We start from the raw sequence: 24,209 nt of genomic DNA, 5'->3' as shown, positions 1-24,209 counted from the left end.
CCGCCCTAGGGGACGCCCTTACCGCCACCGTCGTTGGGTAGGGGAGGGACATGTGTCCGCCGGAACGAACCCAGCAGGTATGACCCACTTGAAGATCACCGTCAAGCACCACCCCGGGTTCCACCTGGTGACCCTGATCGGGGAGCTGGACCGGCAGACCCGGTCCGACCTCCACCGGTTCCTCGACCCGCTGCTGCGCGGGCCCGTCCCGCGGATCGTGGTGGACACCGCCGCGCTCACCTTCTGCGACTCGCAGGGGTTGTGCGCGCTGATCGACAGCCAGCGCCGCGCCGAGGCGCGCGGCGGCGGGCTGCGGCTGATCGGCGTCCGGGGCACCCTGGCCCAGCTTCTGGTCGTGACGCAGCTCGTCGACCTGTTCCCGCCGTACGCGAGCCTCGCCCAGGCCGCCCGCTGGCCCGCGCGGGCGTGATCAGCCGCCGGGCCGCTCGTCGCCCCTGGCGGCCGGGCTGCCGTTCATGGAGGGCTGCCGGCGGTTGAGCCGCAGGCGGAGCCGGCTGCCGCCGCCGGGGTGGTCGATGACGACCTCGTCGCACAGCCGAGCGATGACCCACAGCCCGTAGCCGTGCCGGGCGAGCGGCGGCGGCACCGCGGTGGACCGGCGGAAGTGATCGGCGGTCAGCGTGCCGCCGGGGTCGAGCATCTCGATCCAGAGGTCGTCGCCGGCGGCGCGGGCGAGCAGGGTGCCCGATCCGCTGCCGTGCTCCAGCAGGTTGTCGGCCGCCTCGTTGACCACCAGCACCACGTCGCGCAGCCGCGCGCCGGTGAAGCCGGCGGCCAGGGCGAAGCCCTCCACCCGGTCGCGCAGCGCGCCCAGGTCGGCCGTGACAGGGCAGCGCAATGTCTGCTCGATCATGCCCCGTCCCCCATCCTCCGCGTCTCGGGCCCGGCGGGCATCTTCCCGCAGTCGGGGCGGCCATGCCTGGAACGCCTCGATCGTCCGGGCCGTGTCTGGTACGCACGGGCGCGGCGGGGGCGTTCAGTCCGATGCCGTCTGGCGTTGTGGCGGGGGCGGGGGCGCAGGGCGCTCGCACAATGGGGCGATGACGTACCCATCACAACACCCGCCGTATCCGCAGCCCCGCCAAGGGGGCCCGCCCGGCTTACCCGGCTTACCCGGCTTCCCCGACGGGCGAGGGCCCTACGACCCTCCGCCCACGCATCTCCCCCGGTACGGTCCGCCACAGGGCCCCTACGGCCCGTACGACCCCGTCGGCCCGCCGCCCAGGCGCGGCCCCTCGCCGGTGATCGTCCTGTCGGCCGGCCTGGGCGTGCTCCTGCTGCTCGGCGGCGGGTACGGCGTGATCTCCCACCTCCGCGCCGCCGCGACCGCCCGGCCGCCGGCCGTCCAGCCGCGCGACACCCCGCCGGCGCCCTGGGACTCGGCCGGGCCGAGCGAGCCCGCCCCGCCCTCCGCCACCCCCACCGGCGCCCCCGCCGACGGCGGCACCACGCACGCGGCGCCGGGATCGCCGATCTCCAACAGCGAGTTCGGCGACTGGAGGTTCAAGGCGGGCACCGTCAGGTTCGAGGCGAACAAGGCGGGCGGCTGGACCTACGACACGTGCGACCCGGTGGACGCGCGGGGCGTGCTGGCCGAGCACCGCTGCGAGCGGGCCGTGCAGATCGCCTACTCGGCCTACCGGGGGCACCTGAAGGCGGTGCAGGTCGTGATGGCGTTCCCGACGGGCAAGAGGGCCGAGGACGCCGCCAAGCGCCTGGCGAAGCTCACCACGGGCGCGCTGAACATCCGCCAGGACAAGGTGCGGGCCACCTACGCGTACGGAAAGGTCCGGACGAACGCCATCAAGAAGTACGTGATCGTCACGATCGTCACCGCCGACCGCACGGCCCGGGCGAAGGCCCCGAAGTTCCACCTCTACCTGCAGGCCGACACCTTCAGCTACTTCCTGCTGCGCGACACGACCGTCACGAGCTGACCCGCCGGGCGGAGGAAACCGCGCGGCCGGCGTACCGCGCGATCTCCTCGCCGGCGGCGCGATCACTTCCCGTAGGCGCCGTGCTGCGTGATGTCGATCTTGGAGCGGTCGGGCAGCGCCAGCGTCGCCGCGAGCCCGACCACCGCCCCGACGATCATGAAGACGGCGATGGCCTGCCAGCCGTAGTCGTGCAGCAGCCAGGTCGCGATCAGCGGTGCCGGCCCGCCCGCCACGACGGAGGCGAGCTGGTAGCCCAGCCCCGCGCCGCCGTAACGCAGCGGCGTGGGGAAGCTCTCGGCGATGAGCGAGGCCTGCGGGCCGTACTCCATCGAGTGCTGGATCTGGGTGATGATGATCGTGGCGAAGACGACGGCCACGATCCCGGTGTTGAGCAGCAGGAAGTACGGGAACGCCACCACCGCCAGCAGCGCCGCCCCGACCGCGTACACCAGGCGGCGGCCGATCCGGTCGCTGAGGTGCCCGAAGAACGGGATCGCCGCCAGCTCCACGGCCGCCGCGCAGGTGACCGCGGTCAGCGCGATCGTCCGCGACAGGTGGAGCTGCTGGGTCACGTACGTGATGGCGAAGGTCGTGAACAGGTAGAACGGCATCTGCTCGGAGACCCGCAGCAGCGCGCTGAGCACGACCTCCTTCGGATGCCGCCGGAGCACCTCCAGCACCGGCAGCCGCACGACGTCGCCCCGCTCCAGCACCCGCGCGAACAGCGGCGTCTCCAGCACCTTCAGCCGCACCCACAGCCCGACGGCCACCAGCAGCAGGCTGGCCAGGAACGGCACCCGCCAGCCCCAGTCCTTGAAGGCGTCCCCCGCGGTGGCGGCCAGCAGCGACATCGCGCCGGTGCCGAGGATGAGGCCGATGGGCACGCCGACCTGCGGCCAGCTCGCCATCAGGCCGCGCCTGCGCTGGTCGCCCCACTCCATGGACAGCAGCACCGAGCCGCTCCACTCGCCGCCGACCGCGATGCCCTGCACGATGCGCAGCAGGACGAGGATGACCGGCGCGGCCACGCCGATCGAGGCGGTGCCCGGCAGCACGCCGATGAGCGCGCTGGCCACGCCCATGAGCAGCAGGGTGACGATGAGCGTGGCCTTGCGGCCGATCCGGTCGCCCCAGTGGCCGAAGATCGCCGCGCCGACCGGGCGGGCGGCGAAGCCGACGAAGTTCGTGGCGAAGGCCGCCAGGGTGCCGGCGTACGGGGTGGACTCGGGGAAGAAGACCTCGGCGAAGACGACCGCGGCGGCGGTGTTGTAGAGGAAGAAGTCGTACCACTCGATGGCGGTGCCCACCACGCTGGCGGTGGCCGCCTTACGGACCTGTGCCCTGTGCTCGGATGTCGTCAGCTCGGTCACGTGTGCCTCCGGGAAGTGCGGCCCGGTCTCTGTCCACGGATCTCGCGGGGAGATCGTGTATACAGAATGCTTTTACTCCCGTAACCGGCCGTTGACCAGCCCTCCGCGGGCCGCCTCCTTCCGTACGCCGGCGGGCGTCCGCCGGGCGTCCGGCGGCCCTTCCTTGATCGGCCCGGCCGCGCGAGGTCTACTGGGAGCCGGAGCCCTTCGGCAGGCGGCGGGAGAAGTCCATGACGCGACAGGCGGCACACGGCCTCGTCCCCCGGATGGTCGCGGCCGCGGCGATGCTGGTGCTGGTGTACGCCGTCGCGGCCGGAGCGCTGTCGCTGGCCGGCGTCCCCTGGCCGGTCGTGGCGGCGGGCGTGGTGCCGGCGGCGGCGGCGCAGTGGTGGACGGCCGAGTGGCTGGCCCGCGCGACGACCCGGGCCCGGATCGTCACCCCTGACCAGGAGCCGGGGCTGCACGCCGTGCTGGACCGGCTGTGCGCGCTGGACGGCCTGCCCAAGCCGCGGGTGGCCGTCACCCCCGACCCGGTGCCCAACGCCTTCACCCTCGGCCGCTCCAAGCGGCACACCACCGTCGTGGTGACCCGCGGCCTGCTGGAGGCGCTGGAGCCGGACGAGCTGGGCGTGGCCCTGGCGCACGAGATCGCGCACATCCGCCACCGCGACGTGGCGGTCATGACCCTGGCCGGCTCGCCCGCCGTCGCCCTGTCCTGGGGCGCGCGGGTGGCCCACGGCTTCGTCCGGCGCAACTCCCGGCCGGCCCCGCTCCTCCACCAGCTCAGGGACCTGCCGCTCGCCCTCGTGCTGCCGGTGCTCTACCCGCTGATCGCCGGGCTCGGGCTGGTCGCGCTGCTGGCCCAGCTCCCGCTGCGGGCGCTGGGCCGCCACCGGGAGCTGGCCGCCGACCACGACGCGGCCGTACGGACCGGGCAGCCCGCGCTGCTGGCCGCCACCCTGCTCAAGATCGGCGCCCGTGACGCGATCCCCGCCACCGACCTGCGCGCCGCCCGCGTCCCCGCGACTGCCCTGGTGCCCACCAGGCGGGCCCGCTTCGCCTGGTGGTCCACCCATCCGGCGGTCGCCCGGCGCGTCGACCGCCTCACCCGGGGAGCGCCGCCCGCGTGAGCGGTGAATGATCCGTTTAGGGGCGTGGATCACGGGCAGTCCCGGGCGTGAGCGTGATGTGAGGTCACGGTCGTCTCTCCGGGAGGGTGCGGAGGCTGTCACGAGCCGCCGCGCCGGTTCCCCGGGTGCTCACCGGCGGGCGGTGAGCACCCGGGGGCTTCCTTCGCTGACGGCGGGAAAACCGGGTAGAGCCTCCCTCATGGTCGAGCATCTGCCTGAACGCAACGAGGAAGCGCGGGAACGCGCCCAGCGGGCGCGGGAGCGGGCGCGCCGTGCCGACGAGCGGGCCGAGCAGGTCCGGCAGCGGATCACCGAGCTGGAGCAGTCGCGGAAGCAGTCGCCCGAGGGCCCGACGCACGGCTCCACCCCGGAGCAGGCGCGGCAGGCCGGCGAGCAGGTCCAGCAGGCCGAGCAGGAGGCGGCACGGGCGGAGGGCGAGGCCCGCGACGGCTATCGCCATGCCGCCCGCGCGCACCGGGAGAACGCCGCCATGCACGAGCGGGTGGCCGCCGCCGGGGTGGGGGACGAGTCCCGCCACCGGGAGCGGGCGGCGCAGGAGCGCCGGGAGGCGCGCGAGAACGACCTGCGTGCCGAGCCGGACCCCGGGCGGGCGGACGGGGAGTGACCGGCGCGGGTCCGCGTACACCCCTGGCGAGGGATGGATGAGGAATGGATTCCGTGCGCGGCGCCCCAAGTCCCGGCCAAGCCGCCCCCCTGGCGTTCCGGTATGTGATTGACCTGATGGTCATGATCGAACAGTGGATTCTGCAGGACGAGCGGGAGCTGGAGGCACGCCGTGCCCGCTTCCAGGCGACGAGGCTCGCGACCGAGTACGGCACGGACGACCCGGACATCGAGGACGAGACCGGCCCGGCGGCATAGAAGCGGCGCGGGCCCGGGGTCCTCGGCCACGGGCCCGGCGGTGTCTCAACGGCCCCTCCCCGGACCGGCGCGTCCGTGCGAGGGGCGTTCCATCCCGTTCCACCGGCGGACGGACACCGAGTCGCCTATGTCACCCATCGAGCGTCATGTCCGAACACCGTCCCTGTAGCATCGGCGCGGCGTTCACGTGACCTCGAAGGGAACCCCATGCACACCCCCCTGGCAAGCAGGCCCGCGTGAGCGAGCACACCCTGACCGGCCGGCGCGACCCGGACCCGCCACCACCCCCGCCCGCCCCGGCCCTCGCCGCCCCGGCCCTGGAGCCGGCCCTGGAGCCGGAGAGCGACGGTGGCGGCGTGCTCGGCATCCTCGAACGCATCGGCTCGGTCGTGGTGCCGGTCGGCGTCGCGCTGTACGCCGTCCTCTACCTCGGCATCGAGCAGGTCTACTGGGTCTTCGACATCAACCCGCAGCAGGCCGGCATCGACCAGTCCGTCCTGCTGGGCCGCCTCGTCGGCACGCTCATCCTGCTCCTGCTGATACTCGTCCCGGCCGTGTGCGCCCTCGTCGGCCTGGGCTGGCTGGCCGACCGGGCCACGCGCGGGGCCGCCGGGCGGCTGCTCGCGCGGGTGCGGGAGCGGCCGTGGATCGTGGCCGCCCTGGCCGCGCTGTGGTCCGGGGCGACGTACTGGGGGCTGTTCAACCTGGTCGCCGACCTGACGCTCGGGATCATGGTGGCCGTCGCGGTGGGGCTCGGCGTGCTGGCCTTCCTGGTGCCGTTCCGGCTGCTGCGCCGCAGGCGGGTGGGGCGCGCCGGGATGAAGGTGCTGGTGGCCGCGCTGACCGGGCTCGGGCTGGGCTTCGTGCTGATCCTCGGCCTCGTCGAGAGCGCGATCGAGGTGCACGAGAGCGGCCGCTCCAGCGACCTGCTCGGCTACGTCGGCTTCCAGGACCAGTGGGCGGTGCTGCGCGACGCCGAGCACGACAAGCCCCTCTACGACGGCCGCTGGATGATGCTGCTCGGCGAGAGCGACGGCACGTACGTCTTCTACGACTGCGACAAGAAGGAGACCTTCCGCCGCCCGATGGAGACCACCAACCTCGGCGACCTCCAGCTCGACCCGGACCGCGAGCCGGGCTTCCGCTGCGGCACCCTCGCCGAGCCGCCCACCGGCTGATCCCGCGCGTTATACATACGTCCATGACGAACACGCTTCCGGTCACCCTGGACGACGTCCGCGACGCCGCGGCCCGGCTCAAGGGCGTCGCGCACCGCACGCCCGTCCTGCGCTCACGCACGCTGGACGCCCTCGCCGGGGCCGAGGTCCTCGTCAAGTGCGAGAACCTCCAGCGGGTCGGGGCGTTCAAGTTCCGCGGCGCCTACAACGCGATCTCGCGGCTGGCGCCGGAGCGGCTGGCCAGGGGCATCGTGACGTACTCGTCGGGCAACCACGCCCAGGCCGTCGCCCTGGCCGCGCGCGAGCTGGGCAGCAGCGCGGTGATCGTCATGCCGGAGGACGCGCCGCGCTCCAAGCGCGAGGCCGCCGCCGGGTACGGCGCCGAGATCGTCACCTACGACCGCTACACCGGCGACCGGGTGGCCGTCGGCGAGGCGCTGGCGGCCGAGCGCGGGCTGGCGCTGATCCCGCCGTACGAGCACCCGCACGTCATCGCCGGCCAGGGCACCGCGGCTCTGGAGCTGGTCGAGGAGGTCGGCGAGCTGGACGCGCTGCTGGTCCCCGTCGGGGGCGGCGGGCTGATCGCGGGCAGCGCGACGGCGGCCAAGGGGCTGCTGCCGGGCGTGCGGGTGATCGGCGTGGAGCCCGAGGCGGGCGACGACACCAAGCGCTCGCTGGCGGCGGGCGAGCGCGTACGGATCCCGGTCCCGCGGACGATCGCCGACGGCCAGGCGGCCGAGATCCCCGGCGAGCTGACGTTCTCCATCAACAAGCACCTGGTGGACGACGTCGTCCTGGTCTCGGACGAGGAGATCGGGCAGGCGATGCGGATGGCGTTCGAGCGCATGAAGACGGTCGTCGAGCCGAGCGGCGCCACGCCGCTCGCGGCCCTGCTGGCGGGGCGGCTGGCGGGATGGCTCGCGGAAGGGCCGGAGCGGCCCCCGCGGCGGATCGGCGTGATCCTCTCGGGCGGCAACGTGGACGCCCGTCGCTTCGCGGAGCTGTGCGCCCACTGACCGGCCCGGCCCGGCGCTGACCGGCCCGGCCCGGCGCAGGCCCGCTCCGCCCGTGTCGGGCCGGCCCGTGTCGGGCCGGCCCGCGGCGGCCCGGCCCGCGTCGGCCCGGCCCGCGTCGGCCGGTCCTGAGCGGTCAGAGCCGCACGCCCACCAGCTTCGCCAGGAACCGGTCGACCTGCTCCGCCAGCGGCGGCCAGGGCAGGTCGGGCTGGTTGACCCGCATCGACACGGCCCCGTGGACGGCTGCCCGCAGGTCCAGCGAGACGGCCGCCGCGTCGTCGGCCGGCGCCAGCCCCGCGTCCATGCAGCGCCGGACGGCGGCGGTGGTGCGCTCGGCCAGCTCCTGCTTGAACGCCATCGCCGCCCGCTGGTTGAGGGTGCTCTCGTGGAGCACCTTGTAGAGCCCGGGGTGCTCGTGGACCCATGCGCCGAGCACCAGCACCCGGGCCCGCAGCTTGCCCACCGGGTCGGCCGCCCCCTCCTCGGCGCCGTCCACCGCGCGTACGAGATCGCCGTGGAAGCGCTCCAGGGCCGCCAGCACGAGCGCGTCGCGGTCGGCGAAGTGGATGTAGACCGAGGTCGCCGCGACGCCGACGGCCCTCGCCACCGCCCGCATCGACAGGGCCTGGTCGTCGCCCAGCTCGTCGAGGAGCCGGACGGTGGCCGTCACGATCTCCTCGCGCAGCCGCTCGCCCTGCCCGCGCGGGTTGCGGCCGCGCGCGCGACCCGTGGTGGTCTCCATGACCCCATTGTATGCGTGCGCCTGTTGCACTACAGTCGTAGCGCTACAGTCGTTCACCTAAGAGGAGCTTCCATGTACACCCAGGCGAAAGCCCTGGACCCGGTGTTCGCGGAGATGATCGAGGCCACCGACCGCATGCTCCGGGAGGAGATCCCCGAGCTGTCCCCGCGCGAGAAGGCCCTGCTGTGCCTGGCCGCAGACGTCTGCCAGCAGACCCTCGGCCTGCCCTTCGAGCAGCACGTACGCCTGGCCGCCGAGCACGGCGTCACCGCCGACGACCTGCGCGAGCTGATCCGCTTCGTCGCCTACGACAGCGGTTACCCGGCCGCCCTGTCGGCCCTGGCCCGCCTGGCGGAGATCGAGCGCGAGCACGGCCTGCCCGGCCCCACAGGCCAGGGGCACGAGCTGAACGCCGACGGCGACGGCAGCCCGATCCCCGAGCCGATGCGGCGCGCCGTCCGCGACCTCGACGCGACCTTCGGCCGTTACCTGGACCTTCAGTCGCGCATGCGGGGCGGCATGCGGCTGCTGCCGCCCCGGGAGCGCGCGTTCGTCACGATGACCGTGGACGTGCTCTTCCAGACCCTGGAGGAGAGCTTCCGTGCCCACGTCACCCGCGCCTTCGCCGCCGGCGCGACGCCCGAGCAGGCGCGGGCGGTGGTGCGGTTCTCGGCCAGGTTCGGGCTGACCAAGGCGTGGCGCGGGCTGCGCGTGCTCGACGCGCTGCTGACCGAGACGGGCAGCGTGTACGGCTGACCGTCCGGGCCGGGGCCGCCGGGGCTCACCGGCGGCCAGTAGCATCGACGGCATGATGCGCGGGTTGGGCGAGCTCGAATCCACGATCATGGACCACATGTGGGCCCGCCGCAGGCCGGCCTCCGTCCGGGAGGTGCTGGAGGAGCTGCGGCGGGACCGCGGCATCGCCTACACCACGGTGATGACCGTGATGGACAAGCTGCACACCAAGGGCCTGCTCAGGCGCGAGGCGGTCGGCCGGGCCTACGTGTACGAGCCGGTGTCGTCCAGGGAGGCCTACACCGCCGACCTCATGCGCAGCGCCCTGGCCGGCAGCGGCAACCAGGCCGCGGCCCTCGTCCACTTCCTGGAGCGGCTCACGCCCGAGGAGGCCACGGCGCTGGAGACGGCCCTCCAGGTGGTCCCGCCCAGGGGGCAGCGGTCATGACCCCGGCACCGCGCTGAAGGCGGTCGCCACGCCAAGGGCGAGTGACCGCGCTACGGGCGGGTGGCCGCGGCCACGAAGAAGGGGACGGCCAGGAACATCCGGCCCGCCCCGGCCCGCCGCCGCTGCTCGGCGACCCACGCCTCCTCCTGCCCGGCGTCGATGCCCCCGGCCGCCCGGACGGACCCGGCGAGGTCGGTCAGCACCGGCAACATCGCGGCGTCGGTGAAGACCCCGGTACGCACCTCCACGTGAACCTCCTCGAACCCGGCGTCGAGCAGCAGGTTCCGGTGGCGGCGGGCGACCCGCGGCGCGGGCACCAGGTCGGCGCGGGCATGGACGAGGGCCCGGGTGAGCGCCGGGTCGTCGGAGTCGATGACGAGGGTGTCCCAGTCCTGGCCGACCAGCACGACCCGGCCGCCGGGCACGAGCACTCGCCGCGCCTCGGCCAGCGCCTTGAGCGGGTCGGCGAGCTGGTGGAAGAGCTTGTCGGCCCGGTAACCGGCCACCGAGCCGTCCTCCAGCGGCAGCGCGCACGCGTCGCCGAGCCGGAAGTCGGCCTCCGGCCACCGGTGGCGGGCCACCTCGATCATCTCCTCGCCGAGGTCCACGCCGATCGCCCTGGCGCCGCGACCGGCCAGCTCGGCCACCGCGCGGCCGCCGCCGCACCCCACGTCCACCACACCTGCCCCCGCCGGGAGCCGCAGCAGCTCGTACGAGAGTTCCCGCAGCTCGGCGGAGCCGGGCATGGCGTCCACCGCGTCGAGCTGCCGCAGCAGCGACTCCACCCGTGATCGTCGTTCGATGTCAGACATGTCGCCCAGCTTGCGACTTCAAGCGGACTTGAAGTCAAGCCCCCGCCGGATCGTCCGCGTCCGGGGCGCTCCTGGGCGCGGAGATCACCACGATGGCCATGTCGTCGTGCTCGCCGCCGCCGACCCATTGGGACGCCAGCATCAAGACGCGCTCGGCCAGCGCCTCGGCCGGCATGCCCGCGCAGTGGGCCAGCTCCGCGTACAGGCGCTCCTCGTCGAACATCTCCGCGCCGAGCGGCCCGCCCATCGCCTCGGTGATCCCGTCGCTGTAGAGCAGGCAGCTCTCGCCGGGCGCCAGCAGCACGGTGTCGGAGACGCTGTCGATCGGCTCCAGCATGCCGATCAGGGTGCCCTGGGTGCGGGCGGCCTCGACCCGGCCGTCGTTGCGCACGATCACCGGGGGCGGGTGCCCGGCGCTGGTCAGCCGCAGCGCCAGCCCCGGGTCGCGGCGCTCGATCGAGGCGAGCACGAGCGTGACGAAGCGTTTGCGGTCGCCGCTGAGCAGCACGCCGTTCAGCAGGTCCAGGACGCGCCGGTGGTCGTCGGCCACCGGCAGCAGGGCCTTCAGGGTGTTGCGGATCCTGCCGGTGAGCACGGCGGCCTCCAGGCCCTTGCCCGCCACGTCGCCGAGCACCACCAGCGGCTCCTCGCGGGTGCCCGCGACCGGGTGCACGTCGTAGAAGTCGCCGCCGACCCGCTCGCCGTCGCCGGCCGGGCGGTAGCGGGCGGCCAGCGCGACGCCGTCCAGCCTCGGCACCACGGGCGGCAGCAGGTCGGCCATGAGGGTCTCGGTGATGGCGGCCTGCTCGGCGTACAGGCGGGCGACCGAGATCGCGGTGCCGGCGCGGGCGGCGAACAGCTCCGCGAACTCCTCCTCCTCGGGCGAGAAACCGGCCCGCTCCGAGCGGCGCAGCAGCACGAGCGCGCCCGAGGGCAGGCCGTGGCCGGGCAGCGCGACCACCACCACGCGGCCGGCCTCGCCCAGCCCGTCACGCGCCACCCACCCGGGCGCCCCCGCCAGGTCGCTCCAGCGGGCCGGCACCGGCGGGAAGCCCCGCAGCGCCTCGGCGAGCCCCGGCACCTCGCGCGGATCGACGCTCAGGTCCTCGCGCACCACCTCGTCCCCGCCGTCGCCGTAGGTGAGCGCGTAGCGGCGGCGGCCGAGCGGCAGGACGACCAGCGCGGCGTCGGCGAGGTGCCGCACTGCCAGGCGCACGGTCATCTCCAGGCAGCGGTCGAGGTTCAGCGACGACAGCAGCTCAGTGGCGGCCTCGACCATGACGGAGTTCCAGTCGTGGCCGGCGCGCGGCCCCTCGGTCACCTGCCGCCGGCCGGTGACGTCGACCAGCCACCACACGACGCGCTCGCCGTCGGCGTGCACCGGATGCGCCTCGAACACCCGGTCGCCGACCGGCCCGCACGCCGGCCCGAGCGGCCCGCCGCCCTCCTGAGCGGTGAGCGCGCGGCGGTGGGCGCGGGCGAGCCATTCAGGAACGGCGCCGGTCGCCGGCTCTCCGGGAGCCGCCCCCGCCATCAGCAGCCGGGCGGCCTCGTTCACCTGCGCGATCACGCCCGACGCACCGATGACCAGCATCGGGTACGGCGCGTCGTCCCAAACCGGACTGATGGTGCCTCTTCCCAACCCGTTCCCCTGGCCTGTCACTCTACCGGCCCCGCCCGGCCGGGCCGTCACCCGCCGGATCGCTCCCTACAGGGTCCTTCCCGGGCGGGCACCAGCTTTCGGTCAGGGCGCGATGGGGAAGTTGTCACGGAAGGGGCGCCGCCGGGGCCGTGGCGGCGTCTGAGCACCCGTCACCGGGGGCCGTTGCGGCGCTTGAACGCCTGTAGCCAGGGCTGTGGCGGCGCCCTGAGCGCCCGTCACCGGCCCGCGCGCCCGGCGGCCACGAGCTCGCGCACCGCCGGCGCGACCTGCCGCCCGAACGTCCGCAACGCCTCCGGGTCGTCGCTCATCAGGATGTAGGTGCTGACGCCGTGCCGCAGGGAGATCGCGGCCAGCCGCTCGGCCCACTGCTCGGGCGTCCCGGACAGCGGCTGGTCGCCCGGCGCCCCGAACCGGCCGGCGACGTTGAGCATCCGCCGCACCGCCGCCGGCTCCCGCCCCGCCGCCCGCGCCGCCTCGTCGATGACGGCGTTGCCCGCGTCGAGCTGGTCCAGGCTCTCCAGGTACGACAGGGACGGCAGCCAGCCGTCCGCCTTGGCGCCGACCAGGCGGAGCATGCGCGGCTTGTAGGCCCCCAGCCAGATGCCGATGTCGTGCGCCGGCGCGGGCCCGCGCTTGGCCCCGTTCACCTGGTAGTACGTGCCGTCCACCCGGAAGCGGTCCTGGTTGCCGGCGTCCCAGACGCCGCGGATGACGTCGATGGCCTCGTCGAGCGCGGTCACGGCCTGGGCCGGGGCGAGCCGCCGCCCGCCCATGGCCTCGATGGCCTCCCAGAACGCCCCCGCGCCCAGCCCGAGCTCGAACCGCCCGCCGCTCAGCAGGTCCAGGCTGGCCGCGGCGCGGGCGAGCACGGCGGGCGGGCGCAGCGGCAGGTTCGCGACGTTGGCCGAGAGGTGGACGCGCTCGGTGCGCGCGGCGACGTAGGAGAGCAGCGTCCAGGTGTCGAGGAAGGCCGGCTGGTACGGGTGGTCCTGGAAGGTCACGAGGTCCAGGCCCGCGTCCTCGGACACCCGGGCCAGGTCCACCGCCTGCTCCGGCACGGCGCCGGCCGGGGTGAGGAAGGACCCGAATCGCAGGTCGTGGCCGTAGTCAGGCATATGTGCGTTCCCCCTCGGGGAGATGTGCGGCTTCACCAACCGTATGTCCAGCAACTTTTACGACTTCCCATTACATTCCCGTTCCGGCAGTGCCGGACTGGCACCATTCGCACTTGCGGCAGTGCCATCTTGGCGCCATAGTGGCACCATGAATCTCAAGCCGTACGTCGACCGGCTCCGCCGGGATCTCGCGGTGGCCGCGGAGGCCGGCGGGGAGGACGCCCGCGCCCTGGCCGAGCGCCTCACCTCGCCGCTGGAGGCGTCCGTCCGGCTCGTCCTGCTGGAGGTGCTGTCGGCGGCCGCTGACGAGATCACCCGCGACCTCGCCCCCGCCTCGGTCGAGCTCCGCCTGCGCCGGGGCGACCCCGACTTCGTCCTGTCCCCGCCTCGGGCCTCTCTCGCCCACGCCGAGCCCCCCGCCCCCGACACGGGGCCCGGCACCGCCTCAGCCGGCACCGCCCCCGGCGCCACCACCGTCGGCACCACCGCTGCCGCCGGCGAACCGGGCAACACCGCCCGCATCAACCTCCGCCTCCCCGAGCACCTGAAGCTCCAGGTCGAGGAGGCCGCCCGCCAGGAGAGCCTGTCCGTCAACACCTGGCTCGTCCGCGCCGTGGCCGCCACCCTCGACGCCGGCCGCCGCCCGCCCGCGGGCCGCACCGCCCCGTCCGGCGGCGGCAGCCGCTACACCGGCTGGGTCGGCTGACCAGCCGACAGCCCCGCCCACCGGCAACCCGACCAGGAGGTTCCCATGCCGACATTCGACACCCCCACCCCGATCTCCGTCCGCATCGACGTGCCCGGCGGCGAGATCGTGATCGTCGCGAGCGACCGCACGGACACGGTGGTGGACGTGCGCCACGACGCCGGCGACGAGGACGCCGCGATCGAGGTCGCGTACACCGACGGCGAGCTGGTCATCCAGGCCACCGACCTGGAGCAGGAGCATCACTCTGACCCCTTCGGCCTGTCCCGCTACCTCGGCACCGCCGCGATCACCGCCATGAACCCACGCGGCTGGGGCATCGACCCGCGAAGCTGGGGCATCCCGGGGCTGTCGCGCATGTTCGGCGGCGGCTGCGACACCACCCGCGTCCACATCGAGCTGCCATCGGGCTCCCAGGTGCGCGGCGAGGTGATCTCGGGCGACTTCCGCTGCTCGGGCCGCCTGGGCGACTGCCGCCTGAGCACCGACTACGGCGACATCGTCCTCGAAACCGCCGCCGTGGTCCACCTCACCTCCGACAGCGGCGAGATCACCGTCGGGCGCGCCACCGGCGCCGCCGAGATCACCACCAGCAGCGGCGAGGTCAGGGTCAACGCCGCCGACGGTCCCGCCGCGATCAGGAACGACGACGGCGAGATCTACGTCGGCGACGCCGGCGGCGACTTACGGCTGACCGGCTCCCACGGCGACATGTACGTCAAACGCGCCCGCGCCAGCGTGGAGGCCACGAACGTGCACGGCTCCGTCCACCTGTCGGAGGTCGTGCGCGGTTCCGTCGCGCTGAGCAGCACCTCCGGCGACCTGACGGTCGGCATCCGCCGTGGCACCGCCGCCTGGCTCGACGCCGTCACCGCCAACGGCACCCTCCGCAACGCCCTCGACGCCCAGGACACCCCCGACTCCTTCGACGAAACGGTGGAGATCCATGCCCGCACGCACGACGGCGACATCACCGTCAACCGCGCCTGACCGCTGCCCGGCGGGCCCGCCCTCCGGCCGGCGTGGCGGGTCAGAGCGGGCGTACCGGCTGGCGGAGCAGGGTGCGCGGGGACGGGTGGTCCAGGGCGGTCAGGTAGATCTCGTGGTGCGGGCCGTTGACGGTCAGCCCGCGCTCGGCCATGAACTCCTCCATGACCTTCAGCGACAGGTGCTCCTCGCTGAACGGCCCTTCGTGCAGCAGCTCCACGCACTCCCCCTCGGTGACGGTGACCAGCCGCACCCGATCGACGGCCGCCCCCGACGGGCGGCTCCGCTCGCGGGCCCGCTCCAGTGCCCCTTCCGCCGGCGTCCTCTCCGCGAGCGGCAGCAGCAGGTGCCAGCGCCACTGCTCTCGCGGCACCTCCAGCGCGGGCCGCTCGCGGTCCTCCACCCACCACTGGCCCTCCAGCGGCGCGGTCGGCCCGCCCAGGGCGGCGGCCACGGCGTACAGCGCCCTGATGGCCTCGGTGTGCTCACGGCCGCCGGGCTCGCCCATGCCGGTCACGTTGAGGCAGGTGACCGGGCCGTGGGTGGCGATCGTCGGGGTCATGACGGTCCTTCCTCCAGGGGGATCATCAGGTGGGTGACGAGCCGGTCGGGCTCGGTGGTGGCCGGGTCGGAGACGTACACCTCGCGGATCGGCCCGCGCAGCGGGTGCCCCCGCTCGGCGCACCAGGCCAGCACGGCATGAGTGGTCAGCGAGATCTGGTCGTACGGGCCGACGTGGGTGGCGCACGCGAACGCGCCGCCGGGCAGCGCCTCCAGGGCGAGGCCCGCCCGTTCCCACGGGCGTGCCGGGTCGTCGCGATCGACGACGAGCGCGGCGCGCACCTCGAAGGCGTCGCTCAGCTCGATCGGGAACAACCCGATGAGCTGCACCGGTCCGGCGAGGGGCAGGGCCTGCCGCGTCAGGCGCCCGACGGCGGCCGAGGTGGCGCGGGCCACGTCGGCGATCCCGGCCGCGCTCTCGCGTTCCAGCACCACCAGCCGCGACGGCTCGGTGACCACCCTGACCGGCGCGGCCGGCAGCCCGTCGGCCATGACCCGCTCCAGCGTCGCCAGTGTCCGCCGCCGCCGCGCCAGCTCCGCCTCCAGCGTCTCGCGCACCCCGTGCAGGGCGTCCGCCGTTCCTCCCAGCACTTCGGCGATGACCGGCAGCGGCACGTCCAGCGAGCGCAGCAGCCCTATCGACAACGCCTGCCGGGCCTGCGTGCGGCGGTAGTAGCGGTAGCCGGAGTCGGGGTCCACGTATGCCGGGGCCAGCAGCCCGAGCTCGTCGTAGTGCCGCAACTGCTTGACACTCAACCGGCTCAACCTGGCGAACTGCCCGATCGGCAGCAGATCTCCGTCCACGCACCCAGGATGGACCCTCCGACAGCGGGAGACTCCAGCGCCCGGGTCCCCGGCTCACGCCCGCAGCGGGGCGAGGGCACCCGCCCAGGCGAGCACCTGGTCGAGCACGAGGGCGAGCCGGTCCTCCTGCTGGGCGGAGGGGCGGAAGTCGGTGGTGTTCTCGAAGTCCTCGAACAACGACAGCGTGACCTGCGCCGACACGGTGGCGACGCGGAGCATGCCGAGAACCTGCCGCAGATGCTCGACCGCCCGCACCCCGCCGTTCACGCCGTAGCCGACGAAGCCAGCGGCCTTGTCGGCCCATTCGGCGTACAGGAAGTCGATCGCGGTCTTGAGCACGCCGGGGAAGGAGCGGTTGTACTCGGGCGTCACGAAGACGAACGCGTCGAAGGAGGCGATCTTCTCCGCCCACCGCCGGGTGTGCTCGTGCCGGTAGTCGCCCATGGCCGCCGCCACCGGCTCGTCCAGGTGCGGCAGGTTGTAGTCGGCCAGGTCGACCACCTCGTACTCGGCGTCGCCGCGCTTGACCGCCAGGTCGTGCACCCAGCGCGCCACCGCTTCGCCGTTGCGGCCCGGACGGGTGCTGCCCAGGATGATGCCAATTCTGGTCATGTCAACGGTCCCCTCGGGAGAAAGACAATGGAACATACGTGGACAACCGTAGGCAACGGCGTTGAGATGATGAATGCTCCATACGCTCTACTTTTTGCGTCATCGTCTAAGCGGTTAGACTCATCGCGTGGACATGCTGAGTGATGTTGTGGCCCTCATGCGGACGGGCCGGCCGTTGTCCGCCCGCGTCACGTGGCGGGCCCCTTGGGGGATCGCCATCCCGGCGCGGCCCGGGTCAGCGGCGTTCCAGGTGGTTCTGCGGGGGTCGTGCTGGCTCGTCCCGCCATCCGGGGACCCCGTGCCGCTGAACGTCGGGGACGTGGTGTTCCTGCCGCACGGCCACGGATACGGGCTGACCGACAGCCCCGACCGGCCCCTTGAGGAGGCGTCCTGCGAGCTGCACGAGGGCGGCGCGCTGTTCTCCACCCCGACCATCGGCGGCACGGGCGCCGAGACCGTCACCATCTACGGCTCCTACCGCATGGCCCCCGGCCGGGTCCATCCCATCCTCGGCGCGCTGCCCGAGCTGATCCACCTGCCGACGACACTCGGCCGCCATCCCGAGCTCAGGGCCGCCGTCGAGCTGCTCGCCGGCGAGATCGCCACGCGCCGGCCCGGCGCCGACACCGTGGTCACGTCCCTGCTGGACATGCTCCAGCTCTACATCCTGCGCGCCTGGCTGGAGACCGTCCCCGGGATGTGCGAGCACACGGGGTGGGCGGCGGCGCTGTCCGACCCGGCGATCAGCCAGGCGCTCGACGCCATCCACCGCGACCCCGCCCACCGCTGGACCGTCGCGTCGCTGGCCGCCCGCGCCGGGCTCTCGCGCGCCGGCTTCGCCCGCCGCTTCACGGAGTTCGTGGGGCAGCCGCCGCTGACGTACCTCACGTGGTGGCGGCTGGCCACGGCGGCGCGGTTGCTGCGCGAGTCCGACATGCCGGTGGCGGAGGTGGCGCGGCAGGTGGGGTACGGGTCGGAGTTCGCGTTCGGCAACGCCTTCAAGCGTGAGTACGGGATCGCGCCCGGCCGCTACCACCGGCTGGCGTGCGACGAGGCCAAGAGCGAGTTGGTGGGGGTGCGCCTGGGTGCGTGATCGGCCGGGCCGCGTCCGGTTCCGCCGAAATGTTTCGTGGGGTAGTTGGGGCAGAAGGTGGCGAACTGCCCCACAATGGGGGAATGGCATACCCTCCTCAGCCTCAGCAGCCCCACCAGCAAGGACAGTGGGGCCCGCAGGCACAGGAACCCGGCCAACCAGCCCCCGGTCACCCCGCACCCAGCCAACCGGGATCTGGCCAGCCAGGAGACGGCCAGCCGGGACACGGCCAGCCGGGAGGACACGGCCATCCTTCGGTCCCGACGTCCCCGCAGGGCCAGGAGCCGGCACCCGGCCCCGCCCCAACCGGCCCGCAGCGACCCGGCTACGGCACCCAGCCGCCGAGCCGGCAGGGATACGCGCCCACGGCCGAGGCGTATGCCCCTTCCGCCCAGGGATACGGCACCACCCCCACCTCCCAGGCCCCGGGATACGGCACCACCGCCGCACCCGGCCCCCAGGGCTCCACCCCGAACCCCCAGGCCCAGGGGTTCGGCGCCACCGCCGTACCCCACCCCCAGGGCCCCACCCCGAACGCCCAGGCCCAGGGATACCGCGCCGCCCCTCAGGGCCCCACCCCGAACCCCCAAGCCCAGGGATACCGCGCCACCCTTCAGGACCCCACCCCGAATGCCCAACCCCAGGGATACGGGATGACCACGCCCGAGCCCCAGGTCCAAGGGCACACCCCTGGCACCCCGGGATACGCTCTCGACGTTCGGGGGCACGCCCCCGACGGGCCGAGGTACCCGCCGACCCCCCAGCCCTCCAGCCAGGGCTCCGGCACCCCTCCCCCTCAGCGGAACTACGGCCCCCCACCCGCTCAGCAGGGCTACGACGCGCTGCCGGCTCAGCAGGGTTATGGCGCTGCGCCTGGGCCGCAGGGCTACGGCACCCCACCGGGCCAGATGGTCCCGCCCGGCCCGGGAAGCCGGCCAGGCCCGGGAGGCCCAGCAACTCCGGGAGGCCAGCCAGGCCCAGGGCAAGCCGCCCCTAGGCCAGGCACCGTACCCGGACCAGGCACCGTACCCGGACCAGGCACCGTACCCGGACCAGGCACCGTACCGGGACCAGGCACCACACCCGGGCCGGGCAGTGCGCCGGGGCAGGCGGCCCCTCTCGGCTATGGCCAGCCCAGCGGCGCCCAAGGCGTCAACCCTCACGGCCAGGGCCCCTATCCCCATGCACAGGGCGCCACCCCATACGGCCAGAACGGGTCCACCCCATACGGCCAGAGCGGGCCGACCTCGACCCCGTACGGCCAGAACGGGCCGACCCCGTACGGCCAGAACGGGGCTAATCCCTACGATCAGCACCCCGCCAACCCGTACAACCAGGGCGGAGCCCACCCCTACAACCAGGGTGGCGGTCCCACCTACGGTCCGCAGGGGCCCTACGGACAGCCGCCCAAGCGCAACAACGGCCTGGTCATCACCCTGTCCATCGTTCTGGGCGTCCTCCTCCTGGGCGGTGGCACCGTCGGCGCGCTCGTCTACCTCAACAACTCGGACACGAGCACCACGGCAGCCATCTCCACCGCCGTCCCCACCGCCGTCCCGTCCCAGCCCCCATCCAACCCGTCCTCGGCCGCCCCTTCGGACTCCCCGACCTCCGACCCGACCTCCGATCCGAGTTCCGACCCGACCTCCGATCCAACGTCCGGCCCCACCTCCGACCCGGACCCAGACGCCACGTCCACGGCCGCCCCGCCGTCCACGTCCGACGGCCCGCTCCGGCACGACGAGTTCCAGGACTGGAACTTCCGCCTGGGCAGCGTCAAGTTCTCCGCCGACAAGGTCGCCGGCTGGACCTACAACGACTGCGACGCGGTGGACGGCGAAGGCGTGCTGGCCAAGTACCACTGCGAGAGCGCCATCCAGCTCGCCTACTCCGCCTACAGTGGCCACCTCAAGGCGGTGCAGCTCATCATGGCCTTCCCCACCGCCTCCGACGCCAAGAGCACCGCCAAGCGCCTGCAGAACCTCACCTCGGACGCGGTCCGCTGGCGTACGGACAAGACCCACAAGAGCTACGCCTACGGCAAGATCCTGTCGGGTTCGGTGGAGAAGTACGTGCTGGTCACGATCGTCACCGCGGACAGCTCGGCCAAGTCCAAGGCCCAGAAGTTCCATGCGTACCTCCAGGCCGACCACGCCAACTACTTCGTCATGCGCGGCGAGACCCTCACCAGCTGACCCCTCCCGCGGGGACCCGATACGGTCGGGTCCATGCTCGGCCTCCCCTTGCCCGTCCCGCCGGAGCAGCGATGATCGGCGTGATCGCGGACGACGTCACCGGCGCCACGGACGTCGCCGTAGCGCTGCGCCGGCGCGGCCTCCGCACGGTGCTGTTCTTCGGGGTTCCCACCGACGGCTCCGGGCCGCCCGCCTGTGACGCCGTCGTGGTCGCGCTGAAGACGCGGACCATCCCCCGGGCCGGCGCGGTCGCGCAGTCGCTGACGGCACTGGAGTGGCTGCGCGAGCGCGCCGGGGCCGGGCAGATCTACTTCAAGTACTGCTCGACGTTCGACTCGACGACCGAGGGCAACATCGGTCCGGTGCTGGACGCTCTGGCGGACGCGCTCGCGACGCCGCTGGTGGCCATGACGCCGAGCTCCCCGGAGCACGGCCGGACGCAGTACAACGGCTACCTCTTCGTCGGGGACGTGCTGCTGTCCGAGTCCCCGATGCGCCACCACCCGCTGACGCCGATGACGGACTCATACCTGCCGAGGGTGCTGGAGAGCCAGAGCGCCCACCGGGCGGGCGTGGTGACGCTGGCGCAGCTCCGGCGCGGCGAGCTGGGGCGGCGGCTGGCCGAGCTGGCGGAGCGGGGCGTGCGGTACGCGTTCGTGGACGCGGTCGAGGACGCCGACCTGGCCGTCGCCGGCCGGGAACTGGCCGGAGCACCGCTGGTGGCGGGCGCGGCGGGGCTGGCAGGCGGGCTGGCCGCAGCCCTCGGCCGTCCGGAGAGCGAGCAGCGCGGGCAGGACCCGCAGGATGAGCAGCGCGAGCAGGACCCGCAGGACGGTCAAGGCAGGCAGCGCGGGCAGGGCAGGCAGGGTGAGCAGCGCGGGCCGAGGCCGGGTGGCGGTGCCGCAGTGCTCGCGGGCAGTTGCTCGGCCCGTACGCTGAAGCAGGTCGAGGCCATGATCGCGGCCGGCAGGCCGGCGTACCGGCTGGACGTCCTGGCCGCGCCCGATCCGCACGTGCTCGCCGCGAACGCCCTGGCCTGGTACGACGGCCTCGACTCAGGAGCCGGGGCGCCCCTGGTCTACTCCTCGCTCGAACCGGCCGCGCTGCGCCGCGTCCAGGAAGCCCTGGGCGGGAACGGTCGGCGGCGATCCTGGAGGCGGCCGTCGGCCGGATCGCGCGGGGGCTGGTGGAGCGGGGTGTCACCCGGTTGGTCTCGGCCGGGGGCGAGACGTCGGGGGCGGTCGTGAGCGCGCTCGGCGTGCCCGGCGGCGTGGTCGGGCCGGAGGCGGCGCGTGGGGTGCCGTGGATCTTCACGGCGTCGGGGCTGAGCTTGCTGCTCAAGTCCGGAAATTTCGGAGAGCAGGAGCTACTGGTGGAAGCGTCCCGTTGAGTGAGCTCGCACGCGACGGAGCGGCAGGCGATCAAGGAACGGCAGGCGGTCACGGTCGGTCAAGGACCGGCGGGCCATCGCAGGATGGCGGGCCACCGCAGGATGGCGGGCCACCGCAGGGGTGGCGGACCACCGCGAAGTCGCGGGCAACTGCCGACGCTGCCAGTTCCGAAGAAGGTGTCTTCAAGCCCTGACCGTCGCCCCGATTGATCTTGTTCTCGTCCGCGAGCGTGATGGTGATTGCTTCGGATGCGGTCGCCCCAGTGACCGAAGGCGGATGCCGCCGGTCACGAGCATGATCAGCCCCAGGGCGGGACGGCCCGGGAACCCGGCGGGGCCGAGCACCGCGAACAGCCAGCAGGCCGTGCAGCCGAGCCACATCCCCAGGTAGAAGCGGCCCACCCCGGGCGCCTCCCCTCTTGACCGCCACTTGCACGCGGTCCGCTTCACGAAGGGCGGCCTCTGCGGACAGATCGTCACATACTGTCACTCAAGGGTTCAGCATGACGCGAGGGCGGTGGTCGAGAGCGGCGTCGACGACGGAGCAGTTACGCCGGATGACGTCGAGGAACGCGGCCAGCACCGGGGAGCGGTCCCAGGCGGCGAACGACAGGACCAGATCGGGCAGGGGCACGCGCGGCGTCACCTCGCAGAACCACGTGCCCGGACGCGGGACCGACAACATGCGCGAGGGCCCCAGCCCGACGCCGACGCCCGAGGCGGCCAGGCCGACGATCGTGTGCACGTCCCTGGCGGCGGTCGCGGCGGTCAGCGCCGGGGAGTCCTCACCCAGCAGCGCGCGCAGCACGGCGGCGACGGCGGGTTCGTCGTTCGCGGCTGAGACGATGAGCCGCTGGTTGCGCAACTGGCCCACGCCCACCGACGGCCGGCCCGCGTACGGGTGCGCGGCGCCCACGACGGCGACCAGGTGATCGTGCCCGATCGGCACGGACAGCAGCCGCTCGGCCCCCGCGCCCCGGGGCGGACCGAGGGTGATCGCCACGTCCAGCTCGCCGGCGACCAGCGCCGCCGTGCTGCCGCTGGTCGCCATCTCGTGCAGTTCGAGCCGTACGCCGGGCCGCTCGCGACCGAACCTGCCGAGCACGACGGGCAGCAGATCGAGCAGCGCGGAGGCGACGAACCCCAGGCGCAGCCGCCCCGTCTCGCCGCGCGCCGCCCGTCCCGCGTCGACGGTGGCGGCCGACATCTCCTCCAGCGCCCGGCGCGCCCGCACGAGGAACGCCTCCCCTGCCGCCGTCGGGAACACCCCCTGCCGCGTACGGTCGAACAGCCGGGCCCCGACCTCGCGCTCCAGGTCGGCGATCTGTTTGGACAGGGGCGGCTGTGCGATCCCCAGCGCCTGCGCCGCCCGGCCGAAGTGCTCGTGCTCGGCGAGCGCGAGCGCGTACCGCAGATGCCGGGCCTCCACCAGCGTCCCCTCTCGCGATATCTCCTGTGTATCGTCGTTCAGCCTGCCATATCTGGAGATAGATAACGTCGTGGTCATCTGCTGAGATGAACGACATGAGCAAGATTGTCTTCGTCTTCGTCCACGGCGCCTGGGGCGGCGCCGGGCAGTGGGCGGCCACGCAGCGCGCGCTCGCCGGGCCCGGAGTCGCGAGCGTGGCCGTGGACCTGCCCGGGCACGGCTTCGACGCGCCGTTGCCCAGCGGATACCTGCTGCCCGGCCAGCCCGGCCTGCTGACCGAGAAGTCCGCGCTGGCCGGCGTGACGATGGACGACTGCGCCGCCGCCGTCGTGGACACGCTGCGCCGGGTCCGCCACTACCCCGAGGTCGTGCTCGTCGCGCACAGCGCGGGCGGCGGGCCCGCGTCGCTCGCCGCCGAGCGGGCGCCCGAGCTGGTGGACCGGATCGTCTACGTCTCCGCGTTCGTCCCCGGCGGGCGGCCGCGCTTCTTCGACTACCTCAACGCGCCGGAGAACGCCGCCGCGCTGGGACAGGGCCTGTTCCTCGGCGACGCCGGAGCGCTGGGCGCCGTACGGATCAACCCGCTGTCCACGGACCCCGCCTACGTCGAGGAGTTGCGGCAGGCGCACTTCCACGACACGCCCGCGAACCGCTTCGGGCGCTGGCGCTCCACGCTGAGCCCGGACCTGCCACTGGCGATCCTCTCCACGCCGGTCGTGCTGACGGCCGGGCGCTGGGGACGGATCCCGCGCACCTTCATCCGCTGCGCCGACGACCGGAGCCTCCCGACGGCCACACAGGACCTGATGATCGCCGAGGCCGACGCGGCCTTCCCCGACGGCCCCTTCACCGTACGGACGATCCCGGGCGGTCACAGCCCTTTCGCCACCCGCCCGCACGAGCTCGCCACGGCCCTGCTCCAGGCGCCCTGACGCGTACCCGCCGCCGACGTCGCGCAGCATGCGGAACCACGCGTCCAGCCCATGCGGACCTCACCGCGCAGGCAGGCGCCGCTCCAGCGCCTCGGCGGCAGCGGCATCGAACGGCCCCGCGCAGGCCAGGGAGCCGATGAGCCGGAGGAACCAACCGGCCTCGGCCTCCGGCGGAGCCCACCTCGACCCGCGGCCGCACGTCCACCAGTCCCGACGCGGCGGCCGGCGCGCGATGGATCCGGCCGAGCAGCAGCCCGAGCTCGCGCGCCTGCCCGACGTCGAGGTCCGTGCCTTTGCGGTGCTCGCCGTCCACCCACGGCCTCAGGCAGGCCGCGACTCGCCCACCAGGACGGCGGAGCCGGGGCAGCCACCCTCGACACTCTCGGCATCCCCCAACACGAGCCCGTTCCCCGCCGAGTCGCGCACGAGCGCCTTGAACCCCAGGACCGAC

26 protein-coding genes are annotated in these 24,209 nt (G+C 73.8%); 16 read left to right on the top strand and 10 right to left on the bottom strand.

Features of this window, described 5'->3' with window-relative positions; translation table 11 throughout:
* The first annotated feature begins 79 nt into the window (after positions 1–79).
* Complete coding sequence (locus AB0H75_RS02975) at positions 80–430, top strand: STAS domain-containing protein (RefSeq protein WP_367789295.1); 351 nt, start codon at positions 80–82, stop codon at positions 428–430.
* On the opposite strand, the gene AB0H75_RS02970 is transcribed toward AB0H75_RS02975, so the two are convergent.
* The gene (locus tag AB0H75_RS02970) at positions 431–874 is read right to left on the bottom strand and encodes an ATP-binding protein (RefSeq protein WP_367789292.1); all 444 of its coding nucleotides are present in this window, start codon (positions 872–874) and stop codon (positions 431–433) included.
* Positions 875–1,262: 388 nt separating this feature from the next.
* Between AB0H75_RS02970 and AB0H75_RS02965 the strand changes: the two genes are divergently transcribed.
* Entirely contained in the window at positions 1,263–1,958 is a 696-nt protein-coding gene (locus AB0H75_RS02965; RefSeq protein WP_367789289.1) for a hypothetical protein, read from the top strand.
* A gap of 62 nt (positions 1,959–2,020) precedes the next feature.
* On the opposite strand, the gene AB0H75_RS02960 is transcribed toward AB0H75_RS02965, so the two are convergent.
* On the bottom strand, positions 2,021–3,328 hold the full coding sequence (locus AB0H75_RS02960) for an MFS transporter (protein ID WP_367789287.1): 1,308 nt from the start codon (positions 3,326–3,328) through the stop codon (positions 2,021–2,023).
* 230 nt (positions 3,329–3,558) lie between these two features.
* On the opposite strand from AB0H75_RS02960, the gene AB0H75_RS02955 reads away from it, so the two are divergent.
* The 5 genes from AB0H75_RS02955 to AB0H75_RS02935 all read left to right on the top strand — a co-directional run bounded on the left by AB0H75_RS02955 (position 3,559) and on the right by AB0H75_RS02935 (position 7,534).
* A complete protein-coding gene (locus AB0H75_RS02955) occupies positions 3,559–4,458 on the top strand; it encodes a M48 family metalloprotease (RefSeq protein WP_367789284.1) in 900 nt (299 codons plus the stop codon).
* A 199-nt stretch (positions 4,459–4,657) separates the two neighbouring features.
* On the top strand, positions 4,658–5,083 hold the full coding sequence (locus AB0H75_RS02950; protein WP_367789281.1) for a hypothetical protein: 426 nt from the start codon (positions 4,658–4,660) through the stop codon (positions 5,081–5,083).
* 122 nt (positions 5,084–5,205) lie between these two features.
* On the top strand, positions 5,206–5,340 hold the full coding sequence (locus AB0H75_RS02945; RefSeq protein WP_367789278.1) for a hypothetical protein: 135 nt from the start codon (positions 5,206–5,208) through the stop codon (positions 5,338–5,340).
* A gap of 236 nt (positions 5,341–5,576) precedes the next feature.
* The gene (locus AB0H75_RS02940) at positions 5,577–6,518 is read left to right on the top strand and encodes a hypothetical protein (protein ID WP_367789275.1); all 942 of its coding nucleotides are present in this window, start codon (positions 5,577–5,579) and stop codon (positions 6,516–6,518) included.
* Positions 6,519–6,541: 23 nt separating this feature from the next.
* Entirely contained in the window at positions 6,542–7,534 is a 993-nt protein-coding gene (locus AB0H75_RS02935) for a threo-3-hydroxy-L-aspartate ammonia-lyase (protein ID WP_367789271.1), read from the top strand.
* A gap of 133 nt (positions 7,535–7,667) precedes the next feature.
* Here the strand turns inward: AB0H75_RS02935 and AB0H75_RS02930 are convergent, their stop codons facing one another.
* A complete protein-coding gene (locus AB0H75_RS02930; RefSeq protein ID WP_367789268.1) occupies positions 7,668–8,276 on the bottom strand; it encodes a TetR/AcrR family transcriptional regulator in 609 nt (202 codons plus the stop codon).
* 72 nt (positions 8,277–8,348) lie between these two features.
* Between AB0H75_RS02930 and AB0H75_RS02925 the strand changes: the two genes are divergently transcribed.
* Positions 8,349–9,032 carry a carboxymuconolactone decarboxylase family protein gene (locus AB0H75_RS02925; RefSeq protein WP_367789265.1) on the top strand — a complete coding sequence of 228 codons (684 nt, stop codon included), beginning with the start codon at positions 8,349–8,351 and terminating at the stop codon, positions 9,030–9,032.
* Positions 9,033–9,084: 52 nt separating this feature from the next.
* A complete protein-coding gene (locus tag AB0H75_RS02920) occupies positions 9,085–9,459 on the top strand; it encodes a BlaI/MecI/CopY family transcriptional regulator (RefSeq protein WP_367789262.1) in 375 nt (124 codons plus the stop codon).
* A gap of 50 nt (positions 9,460–9,509) precedes the next feature.
* Here the strand turns inward: AB0H75_RS02920 and AB0H75_RS02915 are convergent, their stop codons facing one another.
* The 3 genes from AB0H75_RS02915 to AB0H75_RS02905 all read right to left on the bottom strand — a co-directional run bounded on the left by AB0H75_RS02915 (position 9,510) and on the right by AB0H75_RS02905 (position 13,049).
* The gene (locus AB0H75_RS02915; RefSeq protein WP_367789258.1) at positions 9,510–10,271 is read right to left on the bottom strand and encodes a methyltransferase domain-containing protein; all 762 of its coding nucleotides are present in this window, start codon (positions 10,269–10,271) and stop codon (positions 9,510–9,512) included.
* 34 nt (positions 10,272–10,305) lie between these two features.
* Positions 10,306–11,841, bottom strand: coding sequence for a PP2C family protein-serine/threonine phosphatase (locus AB0H75_RS02910; protein ID WP_367789255.1), 1,536 nt, complete (start codon positions 11,839–11,841; stop codon positions 10,306–10,308).
* Positions 11,842–12,149: 308 nt separating this feature from the next.
* Positions 12,150–13,049, bottom strand: a complete 900-nt coding sequence (locus AB0H75_RS02905; RefSeq protein WP_367789251.1) for an LLM class flavin-dependent oxidoreductase — start codon at positions 13,047–13,049, stop codon at positions 12,150–12,152.
* A gap of 148 nt (positions 13,050–13,197) precedes the next feature.
* Here AB0H75_RS02905 and AB0H75_RS02900 point away from each other — a divergent pair, with 148 nt between their 5' ends.
* Positions 13,198–13,755 carry a hypothetical protein gene (locus AB0H75_RS02900; RefSeq protein WP_367789248.1) on the top strand — a complete coding sequence of 186 codons (558 nt, stop codon included), beginning with the start codon at positions 13,198–13,200 and terminating at the stop codon, positions 13,753–13,755.
* Positions 13,756–13,800: 45 nt separating this feature from the next.
* Complete coding sequence (locus tag AB0H75_RS02895; protein ID WP_367789245.1) at positions 13,801–14,745, top strand: DUF4097 domain-containing protein; 945 nt, start codon at positions 13,801–13,803, stop codon at positions 14,743–14,745.
* A gap of 40 nt (positions 14,746–14,785) precedes the next feature.
* On the opposite strand, the gene AB0H75_RS02890 is transcribed toward AB0H75_RS02895, so the two are convergent.
* The 3 genes from AB0H75_RS02890 to AB0H75_RS02880 are packed head-to-tail and all read right to left on the bottom strand — an operon-like array spanning position 14,786 to position 16,719.
* Positions 14,786–15,304 carry a hypothetical protein gene (locus AB0H75_RS02890; protein WP_367789242.1) on the bottom strand — a complete coding sequence of 173 codons (519 nt, stop codon included), beginning with the start codon at positions 15,302–15,304 and terminating at the stop codon, positions 14,786–14,788.
* Positions 15,301–16,107 (bottom strand): MerR family transcriptional regulator, encoded by an 807-nt coding sequence (locus AB0H75_RS02885; RefSeq protein ID WP_367789239.1) that lies wholly within the window; start codon positions 16,105–16,107, stop codon positions 15,301–15,303. The genes AB0H75_RS02890 and AB0H75_RS02885 overlap by 4 nt, the downstream gene beginning before the upstream one ends.
* A gap of 54 nt (positions 16,108–16,161) precedes the next feature.
* Positions 16,162–16,719, bottom strand: coding sequence for an NADPH-dependent FMN reductase (locus AB0H75_RS02880; RefSeq protein WP_367789236.1), 558 nt, complete (start codon positions 16,717–16,719; stop codon positions 16,162–16,164).
* A 133-nt stretch (positions 16,720–16,852) separates the two neighbouring features.
* Between AB0H75_RS02880 and AB0H75_RS02875 the strand changes: the two genes are divergently transcribed.
* The 4 genes from AB0H75_RS02875 to AB0H75_RS02860 all read left to right on the top strand — a co-directional run bounded on the left by AB0H75_RS02875 (position 16,853) and on the right by AB0H75_RS02860 (position 21,397).
* Positions 16,853–17,812, top strand: coding sequence for an AraC family transcriptional regulator (locus AB0H75_RS02875; protein ID WP_367790473.1), 960 nt, complete (start codon positions 16,853–16,855; stop codon positions 17,810–17,812).
* 1,829 nt (positions 17,813–19,641) lie between these two features.
* On the top strand, positions 19,642–20,007 hold the full coding sequence (locus AB0H75_RS02870; RefSeq protein WP_367789233.1) for a hypothetical protein: 366 nt from the start codon (positions 19,642–19,644) through the stop codon (positions 20,005–20,007).
* 71 nt (positions 20,008–20,078) lie between these two features.
* Positions 20,079–21,254, top strand: a complete 1,176-nt coding sequence (locus AB0H75_RS02865) for a four-carbon acid sugar kinase family protein (protein WP_367789230.1) — start codon at positions 20,079–20,081, stop codon at positions 21,252–21,254.
* Positions 21,194–21,397 (top strand): nucleotide-binding domain containing protein, encoded by a 204-nt coding sequence (locus AB0H75_RS02860; RefSeq protein WP_367789227.1) that lies wholly within the window; start codon positions 21,194–21,196, stop codon positions 21,395–21,397. Before AB0H75_RS02865 ends, AB0H75_RS02860 begins: the two co-directional genes overlap by 61 nt.
* Positions 21,398–21,887: 490 nt before the next feature.
* Here AB0H75_RS02860 and AB0H75_RS02855 read toward each other — a convergent pair whose 3' ends face one another.
* Positions 21,888–22,826, bottom strand: a complete 939-nt coding sequence (locus AB0H75_RS02855; RefSeq protein WP_367789224.1) for a LysR family transcriptional regulator — start codon at positions 22,824–22,826, stop codon at positions 21,888–21,890.
* Between the two features lie 95 nt (positions 22,827–22,921).
* Between AB0H75_RS02855 and AB0H75_RS02850 the strand changes: the two genes are divergently transcribed.
* On the top strand, positions 22,922–23,758 hold the full coding sequence (locus AB0H75_RS02850) for an alpha/beta fold hydrolase (protein ID WP_367789221.1): 837 nt from the start codon (positions 22,922–22,924) through the stop codon (positions 23,756–23,758).
* Positions 23,759–24,209 lie beyond the last annotated feature (451 nt).

The organism is Nonomuraea sp. NPDC050783 (assembly GCF_040802095.1).
GTDB lineage: Bacteria > Actinomycetota > Actinomycetes > Streptosporangiales > Streptosporangiaceae > Nonomuraea.
The sequence above is the reverse complement of the archived record's forward strand: the minus strand, read 5'-3'. Positions and strand labels throughout refer to the sequence as shown.

Excerpts from the sequence above, each read along its gene's own strand:
- AB0H75_RS02865 (WP_367789230.1), top strand. The coding sequence starts at position 20,079 with ATGATCGGCGTGATCGCGGACGACGTCACCGGCGCCACGGACGTCGCC.
- AB0H75_RS02920 (WP_367789262.1), top strand. The coding sequence starts at position 9,085 with ATGATGCGCGGGTTGGGCGAGCTCGAATCCACGATCATGGACCACATG.
- AB0H75_RS02950 (WP_367789281.1), top strand. The coding sequence starts at position 4,658 with ATGGTCGAGCATCTGCCTGAACGCAACGAGGAAGCGCGGGAACGCGCC.
- AB0H75_RS02890 (WP_367789242.1), bottom strand. The coding sequence starts at position 15,304 with ATGACCCCGACGATCGCCACCCACGGCCCGGTCACCTGCCTCAACGTG.
- AB0H75_RS02925 (WP_367789265.1), top strand. The coding sequence starts at position 8,349 with ATGTACACCCAGGCGAAAGCCCTGGACCCGGTGTTCGCGGAGATGATC.
- AB0H75_RS02915 (WP_367789258.1), bottom strand. The coding sequence starts at position 10,271 with ATGTCTGACATCGAACGACGATCACGGGTGGAGTCGCTGCTGCGGCAG.
- AB0H75_RS02905 (WP_367789251.1), bottom strand. The coding sequence starts at position 13,049 with ATGCCTGACTACGGCCACGACCTGCGATTCGGGTCCTTCCTCACCCCG.
- AB0H75_RS02955 (WP_367789284.1), top strand. The coding sequence starts at position 3,559 with ATGACGCGACAGGCGGCACACGGCCTCGTCCCCCGGATGGTCGCGGCC.
- AB0H75_RS02975 (WP_367789295.1), top strand. The coding sequence starts at position 80 with ATGACCCACTTGAAGATCACCGTCAAGCACCACCCCGGGTTCCACCTG.
- AB0H75_RS02970 (WP_367789292.1), bottom strand. The coding sequence starts at position 874 with ATGATCGAGCAGACATTGCGCTGCCCTGTCACGGCCGACCTGGGCGCG.
- AB0H75_RS02875 (WP_367790473.1), top strand. The coding sequence starts at position 16,853 with ATGCTGAGTGATGTTGTGGCCCTCATGCGGACGGGCCGGCCGTTGTCC.
- AB0H75_RS02935 (WP_367789271.1), top strand. The coding sequence starts at position 6,542 with ATGACGAACACGCTTCCGGTCACCCTGGACGACGTCCGCGACGCCGCG.
- AB0H75_RS02930 (WP_367789268.1), bottom strand. The coding sequence starts at position 8,276 with ATGGAGACCACCACGGGTCGCGCGCGCGGCCGCAACCCGCGCGGGCAG.
- AB0H75_RS02895 (WP_367789245.1), top strand. The coding sequence starts at position 13,801 with ATGCCGACATTCGACACCCCCACCCCGATCTCCGTCCGCATCGACGTG.
- AB0H75_RS02945 (WP_367789278.1), top strand. The coding sequence starts at position 5,206 with ATGATCGAACAGTGGATTCTGCAGGACGAGCGGGAGCTGGAGGCACGC.
- AB0H75_RS02850 (WP_367789221.1), top strand. The coding sequence starts at position 22,922 with ATGAGCAAGATTGTCTTCGTCTTCGTCCACGGCGCCTGGGGCGGCGCC.
- AB0H75_RS02880 (WP_367789236.1), bottom strand. The coding sequence starts at position 16,719 with ATGACCAGAATTGGCATCATCCTGGGCAGCACCCGTCCGGGCCGCAAC.
- AB0H75_RS02900 (WP_367789248.1), top strand. The coding sequence starts at position 13,198 with ATGAATCTCAAGCCGTACGTCGACCGGCTCCGCCGGGATCTCGCGGTG.